Annotated in this window: 19 protein-coding genes; 13 read left to right on the forward strand and 6 right to left on the reverse strand. The window is 62.1% G+C overall.

The genetic code is table 11. From position 1 onward, the window contains the following. Positions 1-105 precede the first annotated feature (105 nt). From J3P85_RS06495 to J3P85_RS06515, 5 genes are all read left to right on the forward strand, one after another. Positions 106-978 (forward strand): acyl-CoA dehydrogenase, encoded by an 873-nt coding sequence (locus tag J3P85_RS06495; RefSeq protein WP_434705259.1) that lies wholly within the window; start codon positions 106-108, stop codon positions 976-978. 185 nt (positions 979-1,163) lie between these two features. Further along, the gene (locus tag J3P85_RS06500) at positions 1,164-2,258 is read left to right on the forward strand and encodes a serine hydrolase domain-containing protein (RefSeq protein WP_434705260.1); all 1,095 of its coding nucleotides are present in this window, start codon (positions 1,164-1,166) and stop codon (positions 2,256-2,258) included. Next, complete coding sequence (locus J3P85_RS06505) at positions 2,255-2,566, forward strand: amidase (protein WP_434705261.1); 312 nt, start codon at positions 2,255-2,257, stop codon at positions 2,564-2,566. Before J3P85_RS06500 ends, J3P85_RS06505 begins: the two co-directional genes overlap by 4 nt. A 232-nt stretch (positions 2,567-2,798) precedes the next feature. Further along, a complete protein-coding gene (locus J3P85_RS06510) occupies positions 2,799-3,389 on the forward strand; it encodes a YceI family protein (RefSeq protein ID WP_434705262.1) in 591 nt (196 codons plus the stop codon). A gap of 1 nt (position 3,390) precedes the next feature. Continuing rightward, on the forward strand, positions 3,391-4,548 hold the full coding sequence (locus J3P85_RS06515) for a phospholipase D-like domain-containing protein (RefSeq protein WP_434705263.1): 1,158 nt from the start codon (positions 3,391-3,393) through the stop codon (positions 4,546-4,548). A 268-nt stretch (positions 4,549-4,816) separates the two neighbouring features. Here J3P85_RS06515 and bglX read toward each other — a convergent pair whose 3' ends face one another. Further along, positions 4,817-7,108 carry a beta-glucosidase BglX gene (bglX, locus tag J3P85_RS06520; protein ID WP_434705264.1) on the reverse strand — a complete coding sequence of 764 codons (2,292 nt, stop codon included), beginning with the start codon at positions 7,106-7,108 and terminating at the stop codon, positions 4,817-4,819. 250 nt (positions 7,109-7,358) lie between these two features. Here bglX and J3P85_RS06525 point away from each other — a divergent pair, with 250 nt between their 5' ends. The 6 genes from J3P85_RS06525 to J3P85_RS06550 all read left to right on the forward strand — a co-directional run bounded on the left by J3P85_RS06525 (position 7,359) and on the right by J3P85_RS06550 (position 12,264). Further along, positions 7,359-7,967: a LemA family protein gene (locus tag J3P85_RS06525; RefSeq protein ID WP_186704506.1), complete on the forward strand. Its 609-nt coding sequence runs from the start codon at positions 7,359-7,361 to the stop codon at positions 7,965-7,967. Positions 7,968-8,103: 136 nt separating this feature from the next. Further along, a complete protein-coding gene (locus J3P85_RS06530; protein WP_434705265.1) occupies positions 8,104-8,853 on the forward strand; it encodes a TPM domain-containing protein in 750 nt (249 codons plus the stop codon). 28 nt (positions 8,854-8,881) lie between these two features. Next, a complete protein-coding gene (locus J3P85_RS06535; protein ID WP_434705266.1) occupies positions 8,882-9,499 on the forward strand; it encodes a TPM domain-containing protein in 618 nt (205 codons plus the stop codon). A gap of 335 nt (positions 9,500-9,834) precedes the next feature. Further along, positions 9,835-11,052: a class I SAM-dependent methyltransferase gene (locus J3P85_RS06540; protein WP_434705267.1), complete on the forward strand. Its 1,218-nt coding sequence runs from the start codon at positions 9,835-9,837 to the stop codon at positions 11,050-11,052. Between the two features lie 214 nt (positions 11,053-11,266). After that, positions 11,267-11,848 (forward strand): DJ-1/PfpI family protein, encoded by a 582-nt coding sequence (locus J3P85_RS06545; protein WP_186704510.1) that lies wholly within the window; start codon positions 11,267-11,269, stop codon positions 11,846-11,848. 71 nt (positions 11,849-11,919) lie between these two features. Continuing rightward, the gene (locus J3P85_RS06550) at positions 11,920-12,264 is read left to right on the forward strand and encodes a YegP family protein (protein WP_434705268.1); all 345 of its coding nucleotides are present in this window, start codon (positions 11,920-11,922) and stop codon (positions 12,262-12,264) included. Positions 12,265-12,477: 213 nt separating this feature from the next. On the opposite strand, the gene J3P85_RS06555 is transcribed toward J3P85_RS06550, so the two are convergent. After that, positions 12,478-13,497 (reverse strand): DUF4917 family protein, encoded by a 1,020-nt coding sequence (locus tag J3P85_RS06555; RefSeq protein WP_434705269.1) that lies wholly within the window; start codon positions 13,495-13,497, stop codon positions 12,478-12,480. 141 nt (positions 13,498-13,638) lie between these two features. On the opposite strand from J3P85_RS06555, the gene yiaY reads away from it, so the two are divergent. Further along, a complete protein-coding gene (yiaY, locus tag J3P85_RS06560; protein WP_434705270.1) occupies positions 13,639-14,787 on the forward strand; it encodes an L-threonine dehydrogenase in 1,149 nt (382 codons plus the stop codon). Between the two features lie 41 nt (positions 14,788-14,828). Here yiaY and J3P85_RS06565 read toward each other — a convergent pair whose 3' ends face one another. Then, positions 14,829-15,992, reverse strand: coding sequence for an MFS transporter (locus tag J3P85_RS06565; RefSeq protein WP_434705271.1), 1,164 nt, complete (start codon positions 15,990-15,992; stop codon positions 14,829-14,831). Positions 15,993-16,005: 13 nt separating this feature from the next. After that, positions 16,006-17,241: an aminotransferase class I/II-fold pyridoxal phosphate-dependent enzyme gene (locus J3P85_RS06570; protein WP_434705273.1), complete on the reverse strand. Its 1,236-nt coding sequence runs from the start codon at positions 17,239-17,241 to the stop codon at positions 16,006-16,008. Between the two features lie 257 nt (positions 17,242-17,498). Here J3P85_RS06570 and fos point away from each other — a divergent pair, with 257 nt between their 5' ends. Beyond that, positions 17,499-17,915, forward strand: a complete 417-nt coding sequence (fos, locus tag J3P85_RS06575; protein WP_434705274.1) for a fosfomycin resistance glutathione transferase — start codon at positions 17,499-17,501, stop codon at positions 17,913-17,915. A gap of 27 nt (positions 17,916-17,942) precedes the next feature. On the opposite strand, the gene J3P85_RS06580 is transcribed toward fos, so the two are convergent. Next, on the reverse strand, positions 17,943-18,227 hold the full coding sequence (locus tag J3P85_RS06580) for a type II toxin-antitoxin system RelE/ParE family toxin (protein ID WP_434705275.1): 285 nt from the start codon (positions 18,225-18,227) through the stop codon (positions 17,943-17,945). Then, the gene (locus J3P85_RS06585) at positions 18,217-18,456 is read right to left on the reverse strand and encodes a CopG family ribbon-helix-helix protein (RefSeq protein ID WP_434705277.1); all 240 of its coding nucleotides are present in this window, start codon (positions 18,454-18,456) and stop codon (positions 18,217-18,219) included. Before J3P85_RS06585 ends, J3P85_RS06580 begins: the two co-directional genes overlap by 11 nt. Positions 18,457-18,554: the final 98 nt, after the last annotated feature.

An 18,554-nucleotide genomic window follows, 5' to 3' on the forward strand; every position in this document is an offset into this window, starting at 1 on the left:
TTTCTTTATGCAGCCATGTTGTGCAAAGTCAGGCTATGTAGCCCCGGTGTCATCGCCATGAAGCTTTGGTGATGCTTATATGACAGCCCTCAAGGAGTCCGCCCAATGCCCTGGCACACCCTGATCGAACACGGCGAGCGCTTGCCCGCCCATCCGGACCTGGCCGAAGGTTATGCCGCGTTGCTGCAACGCCTGGGGCCGGTGACGCCGTTCGAGCTGGCCGTGCTTGGGGCTCGGTCGATGGCCACGCCGGGGCTGGCGTTCCTGGTGGGCTACCAGGCGGCACTGCGAGTGCTTTGGCCCAGCGCGCCGCAGAGCCTCGGCGCCCTGTGTGCCACTGAGCAGCGCAGCGTGCGGCCGGCGGACATGCACACCCGTCTCGACGATTTGCGCCTGAGCGGACGCAAGGATTTCGTCACCGCTGGCGACGCCGCCGAATGGCTGTTGATTGCCGCCCGCTGCGAAGCCCCCGGTGAAACGCCACGGCTGAACCTGGCGGTGGCCTACGCGGGCGAGCCCGGCGTGACCTTGGAGAAACTGCCCGCCATGGGCCTGATGCCCGATATCAGCCATGGCCGCGTGCTGCTCGACGGCGCGTTGTGCGAATTGCTGGCGGGCGATGGCTGGGACGCCTACGTCAAACCGTTCCGCACCCTGGAAGACCTTTATGTGCTCAGCGCGATGACGGCCTGGTTGCATGGCGTCGGGCAGGAGTGCGCCTGGCCCCAGGCGTTGCAACTGCGCCTGCTGGCGTTGCTCGCCGGCTGTGCGGAGGTGAGTCGGCATAACCCTTCGAGTGCTGCCGGGCATGTGCTGCTGGGCGGGTTGTTCGCCCAGTTCCACGGGCTCGACGGTGAACTCAACGCTGCCCTGGCCGGCGGACCTGCGACGTGGCGCGAGCTGTGGACGCGGGATAAAGGCGTGATGGACATTGCCGCGGGGGCGCGGGCCAAGCGGTTGGCCAAGGCGTTGGGGTAGCCCTTCAAACCACTAACCACCTGTGGGAGCGAGCTTGCTCGCGATAGCTGTCTGTCAGTCGCCATATGCTTAGCTGACCCTCTGCTATCGCGAGCAAGCTCGCTCCCACAGGGGGACTGCACAACACTCGAAACTGTCATCAAGTCTGAATAGGCTCTGAAGGTTCAACCCTGCGAGCCCCAAGCATGTCCAAAGGCTGGTTCCTGATCCCGCTGTTGTTGCTCAACCTGAGCGCCTACGCCGAAGACTGGCCCGGCGAGCAATGGCCAAGCGGCCCGACGCCGAGCGGGCCGGCCATCGAAGCCTTGGCGCAATACGCCTTCCCGCCCCGGGACGATGTGAGCCGCGAGGGCATCCGCACCGATGCGCTGCTGGTGATCCAGGACGGTCGGCTGGTCTATGAACGCTACGCCGGACCAACCACCGCCCAGACCCCGCACCTGACCTGGTCCATCAGCAAAAGCCTGCTGGCGACAGTGTTCGGCGTGGCCTATGGCGAACAGCGCTTTGCCCTGGACGATCCGGCCGCCAAGTACTACCCGCCGCTGAACCGACACCCGGGCCTGACCCTGGCCGATCTTTTCCATTGGGCGTCCGGCCTGGACTGGCAGGAAGACTACGAATACGCGCCGCTGAAGTCATCGGTGGTGGCGATGCTCTACACCCGCGGGCGTCATGACATGGCGGCGTTTACCGCGCAGCATGAAAGCTTCAGTCAGCCTGGGCAGGCGTTCCGTTATTCCAGCGGTGACAGCAACCTGTTGGCGGCGGCCCTGAAAAATATCGTCGGCCCGGCACGTTATCCCGATTACCCCTGGACCGCTTTGTTCGAACCCTTGGGCATCCGCAATGCCACCTGGGAAACCGACGCCAGCGGTACGTTCGTGGGGTCGTCCTACGCCTACCTGACGGCGCGGGACCTGGCGCGTGTCGGCTTGTTGATGCAACGGGACGGCCGCTGGGGCGAACGGCAGCTGATTCCCAAGGCTTGGGTCGCGTTCAGCCGTGAACCGTTCGTGCACTTCCAGGCCGGCCAGGATGAAGCCGTGCCGGGCGGGCACTGGTGGCTCAACCGCGCCACCGATCCGGCGATCCACCCCTGGCCCGACGCGCCGCCGGACACCTTCGCCGCCCTGGGCCATTGGGGCCAGGCGCTGTACGTCATTCCCAGCGCTAAACTGGTGATCGTGCGCTACGGCGACGACCGCGACGGCCGCTATCGCCATAACGAACTGCTCAAGCGGGCCATGGCGGCGTTCGCCGGGACGGTGCAGCCATGAGGCGCAACGTGTTGCTGACCCTGCTGTCGGCGGTGCTCATCGCCCTGTTCAGTTGGATGTGGCTGGAGCGGGTGGCGTTGCGGGCCTTTCCCGACATCATCAGCGCCTACACCGCCAAGGAATACTGCTCGTGTCGCTATGTGATGGAGCAACCGGCCGAGTATTGCCGGGGTTATGTGAAGCAGTCGGTGCCCACCAGCGATTTTCTCGAGACCGCAGACGCGAAACGCATCACCGTCAGCGGGTTGGGGCGTAGCAGCAGCGCGCAATGGCTGGGGGAGCGGCAGGGGTGTCGGTTGGAACCCTGAAAGTTGATTCGATGATGGCTTTTGTGGCGAGGGAGCTTGCTCCCGCTGGGCTGCGAAGCAGCCCCAGGATCGCGGTGGTTGACAGGGGGGCGAGTGCTGCGCACTCGAACGGGAGCAAGCTCCCTCGCCACAAAGGTTATGTGCGCAGCAGGGATGTTCTGAAACAGACAGTTTGCAAGCGCCCTCGGCCCGGTTAAGGTTCGCCACAGGTTTATCTACCCTCCGAGTGTGTATGTTCAAGCGGTTTTTCCCACGCGTGGTCGCGAGCTTGCTGCTGGCCTGCGCAGCTCTGCCGGCCCAGGCCGACTGGTACCTGGACGGCGAGTCGTCGCGGCTGTCGTTTATCAGCAGCAAAAACGGCAACATCTCCGAGGTCCAGCGTTTCCTGGTGCTGCACGGCCAAGTCCAGCCCGACGGCTTGGCGCGCCTGGAAGTGGAACTCGAATCCATCAACAGCGGTATCCCCCTGCGGGATGAGCGCATGCGCGCCGAGCTGTTCGACATCAAGCAATTCGCCGAGGCCACGGTCACCGCCAAGATCGACCTGATGCCGATCCAGGACCTGGCCAACGGCGCACAGCTGGAATTGCGCCTGCCGCTGACGGTGAACCTGCACGGCAAGCAGCATGAATATCCCGTTGAGTTGCTCGCGACGCGCCTGGATGAGCGTCGCTTCCAGGTGGTGACCTTGGAGCCGGTGGTGCTCAACGCGGCGGATTTCGATTTGGCGCCGGGCCTGGAAAAGCTGCGCAACCTGGCCGGGTTATCGGCCATCAGCTTGTCGGTGCCGGTGAATGCGGTGCTGATTTTCACGGCGCGCTGACATGAGCGGCCCGGTCTTTCCCTGGCGTGAAGGCAATCGCTTCGAGCTGTTGGTCGACGGCCCGGAATTCTTTCCGCGCATGCTGGTGGAAATCGCCCGTGCCCGGGAACAGGTCGAGCTGGAACTGTACCTGGTGGAGGCGGGGGCCTGCGCCGAAGCAATGGTCCAGGCACTGGTCCAGGCCGCCGAGCGTGGCGTTCGCGTGCGCTGCCTGTTCGATGACTACGGCAGCCTGGCGTTTACCCTGGCCCTGCGCAAGCGCCTGACCGAGGCCGGGGTGGAGTTGCGTTTCTACAATCGCCTGAGCTGGCGGCGCTGGGTGCGCAATCTGTATCGGGATCATCGCAAGCTGTTGTTGGTGGACCAACGCCTGGCCGTGGTCGGCGGCACCGGGGTGACCGATGAATTCTGGAACCCCCTCGACGACCGCAGTGAGTGGCACGAAGTGATGGTGGAAATCGTCGGCCCGCTGGTGCTCGACTGGCAACTGCTGTTCGATCGCCAGTGGCTCGCCAACCGCCATCGGCGTGCCTGGAAACCGGCGTCCAACTTCGGCTTGCCGCGCCTGCCTCGCGTGCCGCCGGTGGGCGAGGGCATGGGCCGGGTGGCGTATGCCGACGCCCGTCAGCATCGCGACATCCTGCAATCGCTGTCCCGGGCATTGAACAGCGGCCAGAAACGCATCTGGATGGCAACGCCGTACTTCCTGCCGACCTGGAACGTGCGCCGCTCCTTGCGCAAGGCCGCCGCCCGCGGCATCGACGTGCGCCTGCTACTGACCGGCCCACGCACCGACCACCCGTCCGTGCGCTACGCCGGGCACCGTTACTACCCGCGACTGCTCAGGGCGGGTGTGCAGATCTACGAGTACCAGCCGTGTTTCCTGCACTTGAAGATGGTGCTGGTGGATGACTGGGTCAGCATCGGCTCCTGCAATTTCGATCACTGGAACCTGCGTTTCAACCTGGAAGCCAACCTCGAAGCCTTGGACTCCAAGCTCGGCAGCGCCGTGGCGGCCAGTTTCGAGCGGGATTTCGCCCAGAGCCTGCAAGTCAGCCTCGACGCCTGGCAGCGCCGACCGCTGTGGAAGCGGTTCAAGCAGCGTCTGTGGGGGTGGGTGGATCGGTTGGTGGTGAATCTGCTGGATCGACGGGGCTAGTCCGAACACCCAGATACAACTGTGGGAGCGAGCTTGCTCGCGATAGCTGTCTGTCAGTCGCCATATGCTTAGCTGACACTCCGCTATCGCGAGCAAGCTCGCTCCCACAGTAAATTTCAGCGGTCATAGAAATTGCGTTTGCCACAAAGCCAACTGTGGGAGCTGAGCTTGCTCGCGAAGGCGTTGGATCAGTCACATCGATATCGACTGATACTCCGCTATCGCGAGCAAGCTCGCTCCCACAGGGAGGATTGAGTTGTTCTGGAGGTCAGAGCAACTCAAAACTCTGCTGTTTCACATCCTGGGAGTCCAGGCCGATCTGCACGTTGAACTTGCCTGGCTCCGCGGCGTACTTGAGCTGGGCATTGAAGAACTTCAGGTCGTCTTCGGTGATGGTGAAGTGGATGACTTTTTTCTCGCCGGCCTTGAGCATCACCTTGCGGAAGTTCTTCAGCTCCTTCACCGGGCGGATGATCGAACCGGTCACGTCCTGGATGTACAACTGCACCACGGTCTCGCCGTCACGCTTGCCGGTGTTTTCCAGCGTCACGCTGGCATCGAGCTTGCCGGTCTTGTTCAGCGTGGTCGATGACAACGCCATGTCCGACAGGCTGAACTCGGTGTAGCTCAGGCCGTAGCCGAACGGGTAGAGCGGGCCGGTGGTGTCGTCGAAATACTGCGAGGTGTAGTTGCCCGGTTTGCCCGGCGTGAACGGCCGGCCGATGCTCAGGTGGTTGTAGTAGGTCGGAATCTGCCCTACCGAGCGTGGGAAGGTGATCGGCAGCTTGCCAGACGGATTGTAGTCACCGAACAGCACGTCCGCGATGGCGTTGCCGCCTTCGGTGCCGCTGAACCAGGTTTCCAGGATCGCATCGGCCTGCTGCTTTTCTTCCAGCAACGACAGTGGACGGCCGTTCATCAGCACCAGCACCAAAGGCTTGCCGGTGGCCTTCAGGGCCTTGATCAGCTCGCGTTGGCTGGCGGGGATGTTCAGTTCGGTACGGCTCGACGATTCATGGGACATGCCCCGGGACTCACCCACGGCGGCCACCACCACATCGGCGGACTGAGCGGCCTTCACCGCTTCATCGATCAGTACCTGGGCCGGGCGCGGGTCATCCACCACTTCCGGGGCGTCGAAGTTGAGGAAGTTCAGGTAGTCGAGGACCTTCTTGTCGCCGGTGATGTTGGCGCCACGGGCATAGATCAGCTTCGACTCGGTCCCCAGCGCGCGGGTCATGCCGTCGAACAGGGTGACCGACAGCGCCGGGCGCCCGGCGGCAGCCCAACTGCCCATCATGTCGATGGGGGCCTTGGCCAAGGGACCGACCAGGGCGATCTTCGCGGTTTTCTTCAGGGGCAGGGTCTGGTTGCGGTTTTCCAGCAGGACCAGGCTGCGGCGCGCCACATCGCGGGCATCGGCGCGGTGCATGCGGCTGTCGGCGTAGACATCGGCGGGGTCATCCTCGGCCTTGCCGATGCGCAGGTACGGGTCCTTGAACAGGCCCATGTCGTACTTGGCCGCGAGCACTTCGCGCACCGCATTATCGATGTCGCTCTGCTCGATCTCGCCAGCTTTCAGCAGCCCTGGCAACTCCTTGCCGTAGAGCGAGTCGTTCATGCTCATGTCGATGCCGGCCTTGATCGCCAGCTTCGCCGCTTCGCGACCGTCCTTGGCGACGCCGTGCTTGATCAGTTCGAAAATGGCGCCGTGGTCACTGACCGCCAGGCCCTTGAAGCCCCATTCCTTGCGCAACAGGTCGTTCATCAGCCAGGTGTTGGCCGTGGCCGGCACGCCGTTGATGGAGTTCAGCGCGACCATCACCCCGCCGGCGCCGGCGTCGATGGCGGCGCGGTAGGGCGGCAGGTAGTCCTGGTACATTTTCAGCGGACTCATGTCCACGGTGTTGTAGTCCCGACCGCCTTCCACGGCGCCATACAGGGCGAAGTGCTTGACGCTGGCCATGATGCTGTCGGCGGCGTTGGCCCCGGTGCCCTGGAACGCCTTGACCATCACCCCGGCAATGCGCGACACAAGATAAGTGTCTTCGCCGAAGCCTTCTGAAGTCCGGCCCCAGCGCGGGTCGCGGGAAATATCGACCATGGGTGCGAAGGTGATGTCGATGCTGTCGGCCGCCGCCTCCTTGGCTGCGATACGACCGGAGTGGTAGATGGCGTCCATGTCCCAGCTCGAAGCCAGGGCCAGGGGGATCGGGAAAATCGTGCGGTGGCCATGGATCACGTCATAGGCGAAGAACATCGGGATCTTCAACCGGCTGCGCATGGCCGCGTCCTGCATCGGACGGTTCTCATCACGGGTGATGGAGTTGAACGTGCCGCCGATGTTGCCGGCGGCGATTTCCTTGCGAATCATCTCCCGGGGCATTTCCGGGCCGATGCTGATCAGGCGCAATTGGCCGATCTTCTCTTCGAGGGTCATCTGCTTCATCAGGTTACTGATGAACGCATCCTTGTTCTCTATGGGGGCGGGCAGGTTGTCGGCTAATACGGAGTGACTGGCCAGACTGACAAACAGGCCCAGCAAACACAGCTTCTTCATGAATAATTTTCTCGCAAGCCTAAAGGGCGGTGATCAGGACACGCCGGTCAGCCAAAATGTGAGGAGCGGCTATTGTTGTTCAGTTAAATGCAACAGACTTTCGAACCCATTGGGCTGAACTTAGTTTCGCACTGCGCATCTTTTAGCCCATCGGCCCGTTTCAATCCAGCGCGACGGCAGATTATGCCCCAGACGTCGGCGGGATAGGTGGCCGGGTTTTCCTATGTCATGCAAGGGAGCGCCATATCCGATGAATCCTCGACTGAATCACCTTCGCAGCCTGCCGATGCTGGCGCTGATGCTGCTCACCACGTTGTTGGCCGGTTGCGGCATCAACAACATCCCGACCCTGGACGAACAGGCCAAGGCCGCCTGGGGTCAGGTGCAGAACCAGTACCAGCGCCGCGCCGACCTGATTCCCAACCTGGTGGAAACCGTCAAGGGCTACGCCCAGCACGAGCAGGACACCCTGACCGCAGTGATCGAGGCGCGGGCCAAGGCCACGTCGATCCAGGTGGACGCCAGCACCTTGGACAACCCGGAAAAACTCAAGCAGTTCCAGCAGGCCCAGGACCAGTTGAGCGGCGCATTGAGCCGGCTGATGGTGGTGGTCGAGCGTTATCCGGACCTCAAGGCCAACCAGAATTTCCTGGCGTTGCAATCGCAGCTCGAAGGCACCGAGAACCGCATCGCCGTGGCCCGCCGCGACTTCATCCTGGCGGTGCAGAAGTACAACACCGAGATCCGCACGTTCCCGGGACGCCTGTGGCACAGCGTGATGTACAGCGACCTGCCGATCCGCGAAACCTTCGAGGCCACCAGCCCCAATGCTGAAAAAGCCCCTGAAGTGAAGTTCTGAAAAAACTGTGGGAGCGAGCCTGTGGGAGCAAAGCTTGCTCGCGATGAACGATAACGCGGTCATTGAAAAGACCGAGGTGCCTTCATCGCGAGCAAGCTTTGCTCCCACAGCAGCTTGCTCCCACACAGGAGTTGCGATGCGAGTGTTGAAGTTTGGCCTGGTGCTGGTGCTCTGGGCGTTTGCCATCATGGCCCAGGCCGAATTGAAGTTTCCGGAGCTGACCGGGCGAGTGGTGGATGCCGCCCAGATGCTCGACCCTTCGGTGCGCACGCAACTGGACACGCAGCTCAAGGCCCATGAACAGGCGACCGGCGAACAGGTGGTCGTCGTGACCCTGGCGGACCTGCAGGGCAGCAGTATCGAGGACTTCGGCTATCGACTGGGACGCCATTGGGGCATCGGGCAGAAGGATAAAAACAACGGCGCGCTGCTGATCGTCGCGCGGGATGACCGTAAACTGCGCATCGAAGTGGGTTATGGCCTGGAGGATCGCCTGACCGACGCACAGAGTTCGGTGATCATCCATCAGGTGATCACGCCGGCCTTCAAGACGGGCAACTTCAACAAAGGCATCAGCGACGGCGTCGCGGCGATGCTGGTGGTGCTGGGCGGCAACCCGCTGGACGAGCCGGCGACTGCCTACACTACGGATGGGCAGCAGGGCGATTTTGTCGAGCGTCACCCGGGGCTGTTCATCTTCCTGGTGATACTGTTTATTTTGACGATATTAGTCTGCCAGACGCTCGGTATCCTGCCGGCCGGACGCGGAGGCTCCAGCGGCTCGGGCGGTTACGGTGGCGGAGGCTTCGGCGGCGGAGGCGGTGGGGGCGGCTTCAGCGGAGGCGGGGGCAGTTTCGGGGGCGGCGGTTCGTCGGGCGGCTGGTGATAATAATAATGAGCAGGCACTTTTAACCATGGCATTACTGACTGAACACGAACAACGCAAGGTTGCCGAGGCCATCGCCCGGGTCGAGCGGCACACCGACGCCGAACTGGTCACGGTGCTGGCCGCCCGCGCCGACGACTACGCCTATATCCCGCTGCTGTGGGCCAGCCTGCTGGCCCTGGTGGTGCCCGGCGTGGTCCATTACCTCAGTGGCTGGCTGGCCGTGCACAGCCTGCTGCTGGTGCAGTGGGTCAGTTTCATCGTGTTGTGCCTGGTGTTCCGCATCCCCAGGATCACCACGCACCTGATTCCCCGTTCCGTGCGCCACTGGCGGGCCTCCAACTTGGCGCGCCGGCAATTCCTCGAACAGAACCTGCACCACACCGTGGGCAGCACGGGCGTGCTGATCTTCGTCTGCGAGGCCGAGCGGTATGTGGAAATCCTCGTCGATGAAGGCATCTCCAAGCACCTGGACAACACCTGCTGGGACGCCATTGTCGCAGCGTTTACCCAGCAGGTTCGCCAGGGGCAGACCTTGCAGGGTTTCGTGACGTGCATCGAAGCCTGCGGAGAATTGCTCAAGGAACACGTGCCGCTGACCCAGGAGCGCAATGAACTGCCGAATCGGTTGGTGGTTTTAAGCTGATTGTCGATCACCATGGCCAGAGCCGCTTTTGTGGCGAGGGAGCTTGCTCCCGCTCGGCTGCGAAGCAGTCGTCGATTTGCGAGCTCGTTGCCCGACCTTGGAGCCGATGGGGACCGCTTCGCGGTCCAGCGGGAGCAAGCTCCCTCGCCACAAAAGCCCCAGTGAGCCACAAAAGCCCCAGTGAGCCACAAAAAGCTCAGTGAGCCGCAAAAGCCGGGGCCTTCGTAAAAAGGGCCTGGATTTTCTACCACTGGGGAAATTCCCCGTGCCCTCGCTGCCCATCCCCCCTAAAATACCCGCCATTCCCGATCCGCTCGCCCCGAGGCCGCTTGTTCATGTCCGCCACCGCAACTCCAGCCCGTCCCGCGCCGGATCACCACGCCCAATTCATCGAGCTGCTGCACACCAGCCTTGAACAAAACGCTTTCATCAAACTGGTGTTGGCCAAGTACGTGGGGGACGAAGCGGACCTCCAGCGACTGATCATCAAGCAGCTGACGGTCAAGGGCCAGCCATGCCTGTCCTTCGTCTACCGCTACAAGACCCGCGACATCACCAAGAATTTCCCACTGGCCGAAGGCGTGGACACCATCGCCGCGCTGTTGCCGACGTCGTTCAAGAACGCGCATTTGCTGGCGGTCACCGACGAGGCGCAGCTGGAGTACAGCAAGAAGGGCAAAAGCTCGCTATTCAAGAGCAAGCCCCAGCAACTGCGGGAAGTGCCGTCTGCCGAGCACAACCGTGAGAAAAATCGCTTCCTCGACCTGAGCCGGCCATTTTTGGCTGACCTGGGCGTGACCAACCACAAGCACGAGCTGATTCCGGCGATGTCGCGCAAGTGGAAGCAGATCAACAAGTTCATCGAGGTCTTCAGTCATGCGCTGACGTCTTCGCCACTGGCCTTGGACAAACCGGTGCGGGTCTCGGATTTCGGTTCGGGCAAGGGCTACCTGACCTTCGCCATCCATGATTACCTGCGCAACACCTTGCAGGCCGAGGGCGTGGTGACGGGGGTCGAGCTGCGCGAAGACATGGTCAAGCTGTGCAACGAAGCCGCCGCGCGCCTGGAGCACCCGGGCCTGAGCTTCCAGCACGGTGACGTGCGCAGCGTGGCGCCGAGCGCGGTGGATGTGATGATCGCCTTGCACGCCTGCGATATCGCCACCGACTACGCGATCCACATGGGCATTCGCTCGGGCGCCTCGATCATCATGTGCTCGCCGTGCTGCCACAAGCAGATCCGCCTGCAGATCCAGAGCCCGGCGTTGCTCAAACCGATGCTGCAATACGGCCTGCACCTGGGCCAGCAGGCGGAAATGGTCACTGACAGCTTGCGGGCGCTGTTCCTCGAAGCGTGTGGCTACGAGACCAAGGTGTTCGAGTTCATCTCCCTGGACCACACCAACAAGAACAAGATGATCCTGGCCGTCAAACGCGCCGAACCGGCGGACTCCACCGAGCTGCTGGCAAAAATCGACGAACTCAAGGCCTTCTACCACATCACCGAGCACTGTCTCGAAACGCTGCTGCGGGCGGATGGTTATCTCGCCTGACAACACTGACCTCCTGTGAGAGCGAGCTTGCTCGCGATGAAACGATAACTCGGTGTGCCTGAAACACCGTATCGCTTGAATCGCGAGCAAGCTCGCTCCCACAAAGGGCAGAGGTGCAGTCCGTCAGGTTATCAGCGCTTATCCCTCACCTACCGACGTACCGGGCTACCTTTAATGCGTCCACCCCTCACGCATTCCCAAAGGAGCCCTTCCCATGGCCGCCAAGAAAATCCTGATGCTGGTCGGCGATTACGTCGAAGATTATGAAGTCATGGTGCCGTTCCAGGCCTTGCAGATGATCGGCCACACCGTGCACGCCGTGTGTCCGGACAAAACCGCGGGCCAAACGGTGCGTACGGCGATCCACGATTTCGAAGGCGACCAGACCTACAGTGAAAAGCCGGGGCACTTGTTCGCCCTCAACCATGACTTCGCCAACGTCCAGGCCGCCGACTACGACGCGCTGCTGGTGCCGGGTGGGCGTGCGCCGGAATACCTGCGCCTGAACGAAGCCGTCCTGCAACTGGTGCGTGATTTCGATCTGGCGGGCAAGCCGATTGCCGCGGTGTGCCACGGTGCGCAATTGCTGGCGGCGGCGGGCATCCTCGAAGGGCGCGAATGCAGCGCCTACCCGGCGTGCGCCCCGGAAGTCCGGCTGGCGGGCGGGACCTATATGGACATTCCTGTGACCCAAGGCCATGTCCAGGGCAACCTGGCGACCGCACCGGCCTGGCCTGCGCACCCGAACTGGCTGGCGGGGTTCCTGACCCTGCTGGGCACGGCCATCACTTTGTAGTAACGGACTGGCGGGACAAGCGCAGCGGGTCTTTACTCTCGGGGCATGTCCTCATTGCCTGGAGAACAATCATGTCCGGATGGTACGAAGTCAGCAAAAGCAGCAGTGGCCAGTTTCGTTTTGTGCTCAAGGCGGCCAACGCCGAGACAATCCTGACCAGCGAGTTGTACACCACCCGCAGCGGCGCCGACGGCGGCATCGCTTCGGTGCAGAAAAACAGCCCGTTGGCCGAACGCTATGAACTCAAGACCACCAAGGACGGCCACCCGTACTTCAACCTCAAGGCCGGCAACCACGAAGTGATCGGCAGCAGTGAGGCGTATTCATCGGATGCAGCCCGGGACAAAGGCATCGCCAGCGTCAAGTCCAATGGACCGACGACGGTCATCAAGGACAAGACGGTGGCTGCGCTCTGAACCCATCCCTATGGGAGCGAGCCTGCTGTAACGAGTGGGCTTTTGTGGCGAGGGAGCTTGCTCCCGCTGGACCGCGAAGCGGTCCCCATCGGTTCCAAGAACAGGCAGCAGGCTCACAAAATGACGACTGCTGCGCAGCCGAGCGGGAGCAAGCTCCCTCGCCACAGTCATGCGCTGACCTGGCATTGAGTTTCCAGGTCATGTAGTCCGAGGCTAAACCTCCACCGGCACCGACAATTTCGGATCGCCCAACGGATGGCTCTTGGCATCGAAGAAGCGCAATTGTACGTCCAGCCCTTCGAACACCTTGGCGTAATGCCGCTTCTGATGCTGGATGAACGCCTGGCTTCGCGGATAGATCGAAACCGCCACGGTTTTCGGGGCGGCCAGGCGCAGGGCATGGACAATGTGCCGGTCCTGCTCGCCGAGAGCATGGCCGAACAGGCACAGATTATCGCCATGCTGCAGCAACTGGTCGTAGCAGAACGACAGGTAATCGCTGCTGCGGATGGTCTTGAGCTTGTCGGTGCTGGGACCTTCATTGACGAACAGCGGCACGTCGTCGAGGGTCTTGATCGTGTTGTTGATGGCGAAACTACCCAGCAAGGTGCCTTCGGTGGACGTGAGTTTGCGCGCCGTGCCGTCCTGGTTGCGCACCAGGTGCAGGCCGCCGTGGAGGTATAGCAGACGTGGTTTGTCCGCGCCCGCCTGGCTCAGGTCGAAACTGTGGTCATCGCCACGGAACAGATCGCTGATGGTCTCGGCCCCATGCTGGATCGCCCAGTAATTGAGCAAGTCGTAATTGGTGGTGAACACCGTGCGGTAGCGGCCCAGTTCCTGATTGATTGTCGCCAGGGTCGATGGCTGCACCAACCGCCACGGGATATGCACCGCATGCACGGTGTTGATCAGCGCTTCCTTGATTGCGTAGTAGCGGTTACGCGGGGCGGCGGAGCTGACGGCCAGGGCCTTGTTGACCCGACTGGTGGTTTTCAGCGCCCCGAGCACCTGTTCGAAGCTGCGGGTCTGCATCGCGTCGAACACGCTCAGTTCCGACGGGCTCAAGGGTTTTTCCTCGACGGTGCGGGCATTTTCGAACAGCGAGTCATAGCCGAAATCGTCCCACACCGCACGGCTGGCGCCATTGCCCAGCAGCAGGCCGCTGAAGGCAGTGTCGGCGCGCAAGGCCTCCCAGTCTTCGAGCCGGGTGTCGTATTCCTGGAAATCGGTCATCGCAAGGATCATCTCAAAACGTGGCAAAGGCAGGCCGCGACTTTATCACGACCCAGTCTTGAGCCAGATCAAGATACGTCGTGACTACTCGGTCAATCCTGTACGCCCCTGCCGATTCGGCCTCTTCCAGGAGCGTGTGCCATGAGCAGCACTTTTTTCATCCCCGCCGTGAACATCATGGGTCTGGGTTGCCTCGACGAGGCCATGACCGCTATCCGCAACTACGGCTTTCGCAAGGGGCTGATCGTCACCGACGTGGGGCTGGCCAAGGCCGGCGTCGCCACCAAGGTGGCCGAGTTGTTGGCGCTGCAGGACGTCGACTCGGTGATTTTCGACGGTGCCAAGCCCAACCCGAGCATTGCCAATGTCGAGCTCGGGCTGGGCTTGCTCAAGGAAAGCCAGTGCGATTTCGTCGTGTCCCTGGGCGGCGGTTCACCCCACGACTGCGCCAAGGGCATCGCCCTGTGCGCCACCAACGGCGGACAGATCCGTGACTATGAAGGTGTGGACCGTTCGAGCAAGCCGCAACTGCCGCTGATCGCCATCAATACCACGGCGGGCACCGCCAGCGAGATGACCCGTTTCTGCATCATCACCGACGAGACCCGCCACGTGAAAATGGCGATTGTCGATCGCAACGTGACCCCGCTGATGTCGGTGAATGACCCTGCGTTGATGGTGGCGATGCCCAAGGGCCTGACGGCCGCCACTGGCATGGATGCGCTGACCCACGCGATCGAGGCTTATGTCTCCACCGCCGCCACGCCGATTACCGATGCCTGCGCCCTGAAGGCCATTACCCTGATCAGCAACAACCTACGCCTGGCCGTGCGCGACGGCACCGATCTGGCGGCGCGGGAAAACATGGCCTATGCGCAATTTCTCGCGGGGATGGCGTTCAACAATGCGTCGTTGGGTTTCGTGCACGCGATGGCGCATCAACTGGGTGGTTTTTACGACTTGCCTCACGGCGTGTGCAATGCCGTGCTGTTGCCCCATGTACAGAGTTTCAACGCCTCGGTGTGCGCCGCTCGCCTGACCGACGTGGCCCATGCCATGGGCGCCGATACACGGGGTTTCAGTCCGGAGGAGGGGGCCCGGAACGCTATTGCGGCGATCCGCAGCCTGGCCCAGGACGTGGACATTCCGGCCGGTTTGCGTGATTTGGGCGTGCGCCTCAACGACGTTCCGGTGCTGGCCGCCAACGCCTTGAAAGACGCGTGTGGCCTGACCAACCCTCGGGCGGCGGACCAGCGGCAGATCGAAGAGATTTTCCGCAGCGCGTTCTAGGCTTTGTATGAAAAGTCGCGCAGGCACTTTTCGTACAAAGCCTAAGCGACCCGGGGTGGCACGAACCTCACACAGAGCATCGCCGCCGCCCCCAGCAGTGCGCACAACGCCGCCAGCGGCCAGGCTTGCTGGCTCAACAGCAGGCTGGCCATGGCGCCGATCACCGACGCCATCAATTGATGCAGGAACCCGCTCAATGCCATGGCATAAGCGCCGGCCACCGGTGAGCCTTCATTGGCCAGGGACAGGCTGATGGGGTAGATCAACGACTGGCCGAACACCGCGAAGCAGTACGGCAGCCAGAAGAGCAACGCGATGCCGCTCAGGGTGAGGCTGCCCGCCAGCATGGTCATGCTGCCGCCGAGCACCAACGCGATGCCCGAGCCCATCATTCGCCGTTGACCGGTGCGCAGCACAAAGGCGTTCACCGCCAGCGCCCCGAGCAGGTACGCCGCACTGATCGGCCAGCCCAGCAAGCCATATTCAATGGCCGACCAGTGGAAGCTCTCCTGCAGGATCAGCGGCGCGGCGGTATTGAAGGCGACGATCACGCCGTAACCCAGCCCACCGGCCAAGGCCGGCAGCAGGAACGCCCGCTGCCGGAATATCTGTCCGTAGATACCCCACGCCGATTGCCCGTTGCTGGCCTGTATCAGCACCGGGAAACGGGCCCTGGACACCGCCGCTGCCATGGCCAGGCTGACGGCGCCCAATCCCTGGAAAATCGCCTCCCAGCCAAAAGCCGCCTGGATCAGCGAGCCCAGGTACTGGCCAATACCGAGGGCAATCACAAAGGCGATCGATATCCAGGACAGGGCCTTGGCCAGCAGGTCACCGCTGAAGCTGTCACGAATCAGGACCCGCGCCATCACCGAGATACCGCTGGCGCCGATGCCCTGGATCAACCGGAGCATCAGGAACGCCTCGATTGTCGTGCCCAGCGGCAAGGCCAGGTTGCCCAGGCCATACAACCCCAAAGCCGCCAGCAAGACCGGCTTGCGCCCCAGGCGCTGGCTCAGGCTGCCCCACAGCAACATGGGCAGCGCCATGCCGATCAAGTACACCGACAGGCCCCAGGACACCCGGGACGCATCGGCACCGATATCCCGGGCGATATCCGGCAGGGCCGGCAAATAGATGCTCATGCCCAGTTGTGCCAGGAAGACGGTGGTGCAAGTGACGATCAGGGTTGTACGGTTCTTCATCAAGCGTCCTGTCTCAGGGGCGGAGGTCACGCCCGTGGTTCAGCAGCAGTTCGGTGATCTTTTCGCAAAACGAGCGAATCACGTCAGGCTCCATGTCGGCGCGCAGGGTAATGCGAATGGCGGCCTTGCCTTGCGGCACCACGGGAAAAAACACCGCTGAGGTGAAATACCCCAGTTCGGCCAATTCGACCGCCAGGCTGTTGGCCAGGGATGCTTCACCGCAAGGCACCATACGGATCGCCATGGGAGTGCCGCGCTGTCCGGTCCGCACGAGGCTGTCGAAGAGGCGGATATTAGCTTGCAAACGCGCCTGCAAGGCGCTGAATTCCAGACTGCGGTGCAGGCGGATCGAAGCCATGCCGGCACCGATGGCCGCTGCGTTCAGGCTCTGGGACCAATTGCTCGGCCCACCGTAACGCTGTACCAGCGCCTTGTGCCGTTCACTGCCAAACATGACCAGCCCGCCGCTGGCGCCGAATGACTTGGCCAGCGAGGCGACGACCAGGGTGCGCTCGTCCACCGCCGGGATGCGCGAACGCACCAGGCCGGCGCCGGATTCCCCGACCGCAGACAGGGCGTGGGAATCGTCCAGGTAAAGAAACAAGCCATAGCGCTGCTTGAGGTACATCAGGCTATCCAGGTCCGCCATCCCGCCCATGCTGTAGGCGCCGTCGGCTACATACGCCACCTCGCGCTGGCGCTTGCACACGTCCTCGATGAAATCCATGTCGTTGTGCGGGCAGGTGATGACCTGGGTTTCGTCGGCGCAGGCGGCCTTGCTGTGGTTCATCGAATAATGGGCCTGTTTGTCGAACACCATGACGGGCGCACGATTTTGCGTGAATGCACCGCTGGCCAGCAGCGGCAGGATCCCGGCGCTCGCCGCACTGCAAGACAGGGCGCTGAGGCAACTGGCGCCAAACAGCTCCGACAACTGGGTTTCGTACTGGTCCAGTATCGCCAGCTTGCAGCGATTCCTTGAATTGGCGACCCGCAGGGTCCCAGCCTCCCACAGGGCGGTCATGGCACCGTCCAGCAACGCAGGGTGATAGTCCAGGCCCAGGTAGGACGTCGTGCAGAAGTGATGAAAAGCCCGACCGTATTGGTCGACCAGCACGTTGGGTGTCTTGACCTCGACATTCAGCCCTGAGATTTTCCCGGCTTCGGTGCTTTGCCAATCCTGGTCTGCAAGGGAAATGAGTTTGCGGTAGTTGGTGAAGTAGTGAGGTGACTGAGCCGTCTGGTTCATGGTGCGTTTACATTCCTTGGTGAGTGGTGCTGTCCGTGAGGTGTTTCGATTGCGGCGTGTTTCCAGACTTTACAGATTGTTGTGCAGGGCTTTGAATCGGCTGTTTCCGGCGTGCTTGAGTGTCACTGGAGATTTCTGCGTAGGACTTTGCCTAGGACCTTGGACGGGGAATCCATCGGTGATGTCGGAGCCTGGGAGCACCCTCGGTTTGCCCCAAGCCCGCTGGGTTATCACTCTTTTCTGAAGGTAGCTTGCCGATGCTCTCAGGCCTCAATCATCTGACCCTTGCGGTCACCGATCTGGATCGCAGTGTGGCTTTTTATGGCGAGCTCTTGCAGCTGCGTCTTGAGGCCAAATGGAACAGCGGGGCGTATTTGTCGCTGCCGGGGTTGTGGTTGTGCCTGTCTCTCGACCCGTTACGCGGGCCCGAGCCGGCGGCGGACTACACCCATTACGCGTTCAGCATCAGCGCCGGCCATCTCCCGCTGCTGGTGGCGCGACTGAACGCGGCCCAGGTGTCGTCTTGGCGAGACAACCGCAGCGAGGGGGATTCGTTCTACTTTCTCGACCCTGACGGGCACAAGCTGGAGGTCCATGTGGGTGACCTCGCGTCGCGGCTAAAGGCTTGTCGGCAGGCACCGTATGCCGGCATGGTGTTTTTTACGGAGTCGTGATGGGGCGTGACGAGTCGAGTGAGTGGCCTACCAGGCGTTGGGCGGCAGCCGTCGCGTATGGAACAGTCGCAGGATTTGCACGCGCCCGTGGCGAACGCGATAGGGAATCAGGTACGGACGGTCGGGGACAACCCATTCACGGGTTCCCGCCAGGCGGCCTTCACGACCGGACGCCGGGAATTGGGCGAGTTGCTCGACGCTCGTGAGGATTGCCTTGACGAAGTGCGCCGCTGCTTTTGGATTGTCCAACGCAATATAAGCGGCTTCGTCGTCCAGATTCTTGAGGGCAGTACGCAGCCACTCAACCTGCATTGTTCATCCATTTTTCGGCAATCGCGTCGATATCCTCGGGGCTGGCGAAATCACCCGCATCTGCCTCATGCAAGGCTTCTTGGATTTCCTTGATCTGCCAGGCTTCACGGGCCAGGTATTCGCGTAGCGCATCGACTGCCAGGAATGACTTGCTGCGCCCGGTAGCCTTGGCCAATTCCGCTAGGGTTTCGGCAACTTCATCGGGCAATCGCAATGACATGATGGACATGATGGTCTCGATGTAGTGGTTTGTAATACAACATACTACACGTTCTTAAAGAGTCGCCAGCCCCGTTGGTCTTCATCGTCTGTGTGAATGTTCGTCTC

Origin of the sequence: Pseudomonas sp. Z1-12 (genome assembly GCF_051132015.1) — a bacterium.
GTDB classification, from domain to species: domain Bacteria; phylum Pseudomonadota; class Gammaproteobacteria; order Pseudomonadales; family Pseudomonadaceae; genus Aquipseudomonas; species Aquipseudomonas zanjanensis.